The sequence below is a fragment of the Blautia sp. ZXY-1-B12 genome (assembly GCF_056339915.1).
Genome location: NZ_JBWJVP010000100.1, coordinates 1 through 4350, shown reverse-complemented (window position 1 = coordinate 4350; position 4350 = coordinate 1). Strand labels below are relative to the sequence as shown.

5 protein-coding genes are annotated in these 4350 nt (G+C 40.5%); all 5 read right to left on the bottom strand.

The window, feature by feature from the left end:
* Positions 1-415 precede the first annotated feature (415 nt).
* The gene (locus AC075L_RS06330) at positions 416-1195 is read right to left on the bottom strand and encodes an FAD:protein FMN transferase (protein ID WP_476387377.1); all 780 of its coding nucleotides are present in this window, start codon (positions 1193-1195) and stop codon (positions 416-418) included.
* Positions 1104-1388 carry a hypothetical protein gene (locus AC075L_RS06325; protein WP_476387378.1) on the bottom strand — a complete coding sequence of 95 codons (285 nt, stop codon included), beginning with the start codon at positions 1386-1388 and terminating at the stop codon, positions 1104-1106. The genes AC075L_RS06330 and AC075L_RS06325 overlap by 92 nt, the downstream gene beginning before the upstream one ends.
* Before the next feature lie 141 nt (positions 1389-1529).
* Positions 1530-2297: a 4Fe-4S binding protein gene (locus AC075L_RS06320; protein WP_476387376.1), complete on the bottom strand. Its 768-nt coding sequence runs from the start codon at positions 2295-2297 to the stop codon at positions 1530-1532.
* Complete coding sequence (locus AC075L_RS06315; RefSeq protein WP_022380703.1) at positions 2294-2890, bottom strand: FMN-binding protein; 597 nt, start codon at positions 2888-2890, stop codon at positions 2294-2296. The genes AC075L_RS06320 and AC075L_RS06315 overlap by 4 nt, the downstream gene beginning before the upstream one ends.
* A 215-nt stretch (positions 2891-3105) precedes the next feature.
* Positions 3106-4350, bottom strand: a 1245-nt coding sequence (locus tag AC075L_RS06310) for an Ig-like domain-containing protein (protein WP_476387375.1), incomplete at its 5' end; no start/stop codon positions are given.

The window sequence follows — 4350 nt, the reverse complement described above, 5'->3', positions numbered from 1 at the left end:
AATCCGCAGCCATAACCGGTAATCCTGAAACCATCATTGCTGCACTTAAAATTGCAGGAGCTGCCATTTTGATTAAATTTCCTTTGCGCATACCTTTAAATCCTCCTGAATATGAGTTAATAAGTAGTCAACTGTTCACACACCACTATCCCGCTGAGGTAGTTTTGGCACTGAATAAGACGGGCCAAAATCCCGAGACATACAAGCCAAAATTCCATTGCCGCAGGCAATCTGGAATGAATTTTGGCTATGTTACTGTGAACGGAGTGAACAGTAACAATAAATATATTTCCAAACTGTCCGGAAAACTGAAATTTTTGACAGTTCAGAAATCTTTATATAAGATAAACCTATTCACCGATGGAATAAGTATCTTTCAGTAATTGAAATCTTTCTTTCATGCCTTCCGTCATACCTAGACATGATCAGAATCATCTACGAACAGTCCGTCTGCATTGTATTTCTTCAAAAGTTCTTCTGCCTTTTCTTTTCCCAGTACAAAGCATGCAGTGGAAAGTCCGTCTGCGTTCAGGCCGTCATCACACACAACCGTCACAGATGTGAGACCGCTTCTTGCAGGATATCCTGTAGCAGGATCCAGTATATGATGATATCGAACACCATCTTCTATAAAGTATTTTTCGTAATCTCCGGAAGTAGATAAAAATTCAGTACCATTCAGAGTAACTACTCCCAGGTAATCACCTTCTGTATCCCGCGGATCAGTGACAGCTACCTGCCAGGCAGAGCCGTCGGGTTTGCTTCCATAGCTCATAACACTGCTGCCGCCCAGATTCAGGATCATGCCTGATACATTTTTATCTGCATCAAGAATCTTCTGTGCTGCATCGCAGCCGATCTCCTTACCTGCAGCCCCCAGATCAAGAGTTACTCCCTCCGGCATGGTAACTTTATTTCCATCCAGAGTCACCTTGTCATATCCTACATTTTCAAGCAGGGAATTTAATTCATCATCTGAAGGAATGTGCGGATTTTCTCCGTCAATGTCCCACAGGCGGATCACTCTTCCCATAGTAGGATCCATGGCTCCGCCAGAAACTTTCGACAAATCCAGTACCTGTTTTAAACAGGTGGCAGTTTCATCAGATACCGTTGTTGTATTCCCGGCATTTTGATTGATCTGATATATCTGAGTAACTTTCTTTTGTCCAGGAGATCCAGTTTTCTTCCACATCTTTTAATGCAGAGATTATGTCTGCTGTGATATCCTCACCTGTTGTGTAAAGAGTCTCTGATACTACGGTGTCCATAGCAAAGTCTGTTTTGGTGTATGTGTTTATTTCAGAGTTTCCCCATGCAGTCCGGGATGTGCATAAAAGAGAGGCTGTAATAAAAAGTCCCAGTACAAAAGAGCGTCTGTTTGTCATATATTTTCTGATTCCTTATCCTCTTATTGTTGTTTCCAACTAACTCTATAGACTATATCACTGTACGGATAGTATGTCTACCAATATAGTTAGTTCTTACTAATCAAATTTTTTCAATAAGTTAGCAGTTGCTAATTTTTATCAATAACAGTGCCTGTATGAATATTTTTCCTTGGGCAGACCTGCAGTGCAGGCGTGACAGCAGATGCATTCCCCTGAATGTGCAGTATCGCCGTCAATATCCAGATGTGCCGGACATCTCTTCTTACAGAGAGTGCACTTTGGCGCACAGTTTGGACGATTTCGTTTGAAAAGTGCTCCCGGGATGATCGGCATGATTGCAAATACTGCTCCCATAGGACAGAGAAACTGGCAGAAGAAACGCTCCTGTGTACACATTCCGACCATGATCAGGATCAGCAGAACTGTTCCCACAATGTAGGTAGATTTCGGCAGTCTGCCTGTTGTAAGCATGGAGAATACATCCCATGGACTCATTCCCTGTAATTTGGAATAGAATCCTGTTATGCAGGAAAGAAGCAGAAATGCAAGAATCACATATTTTACTTTCTGTAATCTGTGTACCCATTCTTCCGGATATCCATGTTTTTTCTTTTTTCCAAAACATTTCGCACGGATAAATGCGGTAAGCTCATACAGAGCATCTCCCAGCGAGCCAAACGCACAGGCATAACCGCAGAAATGACGTCCGAACAAAATAGTAATGATCAACAATAATGCCGTAATATTCAGAAAAGAGTTCCAGGTTACGCTCTGCTGTCCTCCGATTGCAAGAAAGATGGATTTGATTCCTGCAAATGCTGTGGAAAAAAGGGAGGGCGCTGCTATAAAAAATATAAGCTGTATGGCGGCACGGATCAGCCGTACCTTTCGTTGTTTCTTTTTCATGCGTTTTCCGCCTTTGATAATGCGTCATTTACTGCTTCTAAGATACCGGTAGAACTGAAAGTTGCTCCGGAAATGGTGTCAACATCTGTGCTCTGCTCGCTGATGACACTGTTTATGACATTCTCGCCCTGTGACAGATAAGCACTGTCCTCACCCGGTGCACTGACTACACTGACTGCTGTAATGGTATCATCTTCCAGAGTCACCTGAACAGTGATCGTTCCACCGTATCCGGTTCCTGAACCTTCGAAGGTGCCATTTTTATATACATTGTCAGAATCATCGGTTTCTTCAGAATCTGCCTGATCTGCATTTTCTTTATCCTCTGCAGAATCCTTTTCAGATTTATTATCAGCTTCCGAAGATACATCAGAAGAAGCATTACTTTCTGCTACTGTTTTCTGTTCCTCATAAGTTTCCTTTAATGCTATAAGGATCTGGTCCTGCTGGTTCTCCAGACTCTCTGTTTTGGCAGTCAGATCTGCAATATCCTGAGCCTGTTCTTTATCTTTTACTGTTCCGTTATAGAAAAATACCGCCATGATGATCAACAAAAGTGCGATCAGACGCAGATAAAAATTTTGATTATTCACGTTGTTTCCTCTCCTTCATTTTTTTATTTTGCCGGATATGATATCTGTTTTTGGATGAAGCAAAACTTAATCATAACTAACTTTAAAAGTGTATCATTTTAGTATACAAAAATCTATATATAACAGATTCTGCTAATGTTGTTTTTTTCTCATTAAGATGACCCCGGAGCAAAATCCGAGGTCATTTATTGTGTGAATTATTTACCTGTTATCGTTTATTTTACTTTTACTGTAAATACTTTCTTAACACCATTGCAGGTTACTGTGATTTTGGCAGTACCTTTTTTCTTTCCTTTTACAACGCCTTTGGAGCTTACTGTTGCAATCTTGCTGTTGCTTGACTTGTAAGTAACCTTTCCTGATGGAGTTGCCTTTGCAGAAATTTTTGTTGTTTTTCCAACTTTTACAGTTGCTGAAGATTTGCTAAGTTTCAGGGATGGATTTTTAACTGTTATCTTGCAGGTTACTTGGTATTCTCCGCAGGATGCTGTGATCACTGCTGTTCCTTTTGCCTTAGCAGTTACAACACCTTTGCTGTTTACAGAAGCCACTTTTGTATTGCTGGATTTCCATGTGATTTTATCTGTAAGGTTTGTTGTAACTTTGAGAGTGGTTTTTGTGCTGCCTTTTGTATAAAGAGTCTTGGAAGAAGTATTTAATTCAAATGTATTTTCTGCTTCTTTGTAAGTAAAAGTAAGATTATTCTTATATCCTACAGCAGTTATTTCAAATACAGTTGCATCTGTTACCTGAATATCTGTGAGATCAAGAGTTCCATCTTCTTTTACAATGACCTTGCTTCCTCTTCCTGTTGCGGCATATTCTGTATCATCAACTTTTACTTTGCTGATGCTCTTAATGTATGCAGAGAACTCTTCTGCTGTAATGCCTTTTGCTGCAACCAGTTTTGTCTCGTTACTGTCATAAGAAGCCGGCATTTTGTCTGTATTTACTGTAAATTCAGTTACAATGGCTGCATATTTTCCGCTGGCATCTGCAATTTCAACCTTATGTGTTCCCAATGCAAGAGCTCCAACTGCAAGTTTTCCGTCTGTGCAGGAAACCACTGTTTTGTCTACAGTATACTGTGCCTTGAAGTCTGCCGGCAGAGCCTGGTCAAAGGTAACTGCTGCAGATGAGTCTGTATTCATAATATCTGCTACTGTTGCCTTAATTCCTGTAGTTGTCTGCACCTTTACATCAGGGACATCAAAAATGATCATACCCTTATCTGTGTAATAAGTAACGCTGTCAATTGTTTTTCCCATGATTGATTTATAATGTGCAGAAGAAACAGGGCATCCGTGAACTTCTGTTGTATATCCGGTTCCCCAGGAAAGCATACTTCCACGCCAGATATTCTCCAGATGACGCAGGCCATAGTTGGTTCCGTCTGTAGTATTTACGGTTACACCATAGATTTTATCTGTATTTGTATCAATTACTGCTGCAAAAGTGCA

Bases quoted from the DNA above. Each gene is read 5' to 3' on its own strand.
- AC075L_RS06330 (WP_476387377.1), bottom strand. From the start codon at position 1,195: ATGTGGAAGAAAACTGGATCTCCTGGACAAAAGAAAGTTACTCAGATA.
- AC075L_RS06320 (WP_476387376.1), bottom strand. From the start codon at position 2,297: ATGAAAAAGAAACAACGAAAGGTACGGCTGATCCGTGCCGCCATACAG.
- AC075L_RS06325 (WP_476387378.1), bottom strand. From the start codon at position 1,388: ATGACAAACAGACGCTCTTTTGTACTGGGACTTTTTATTACAGCCTCT.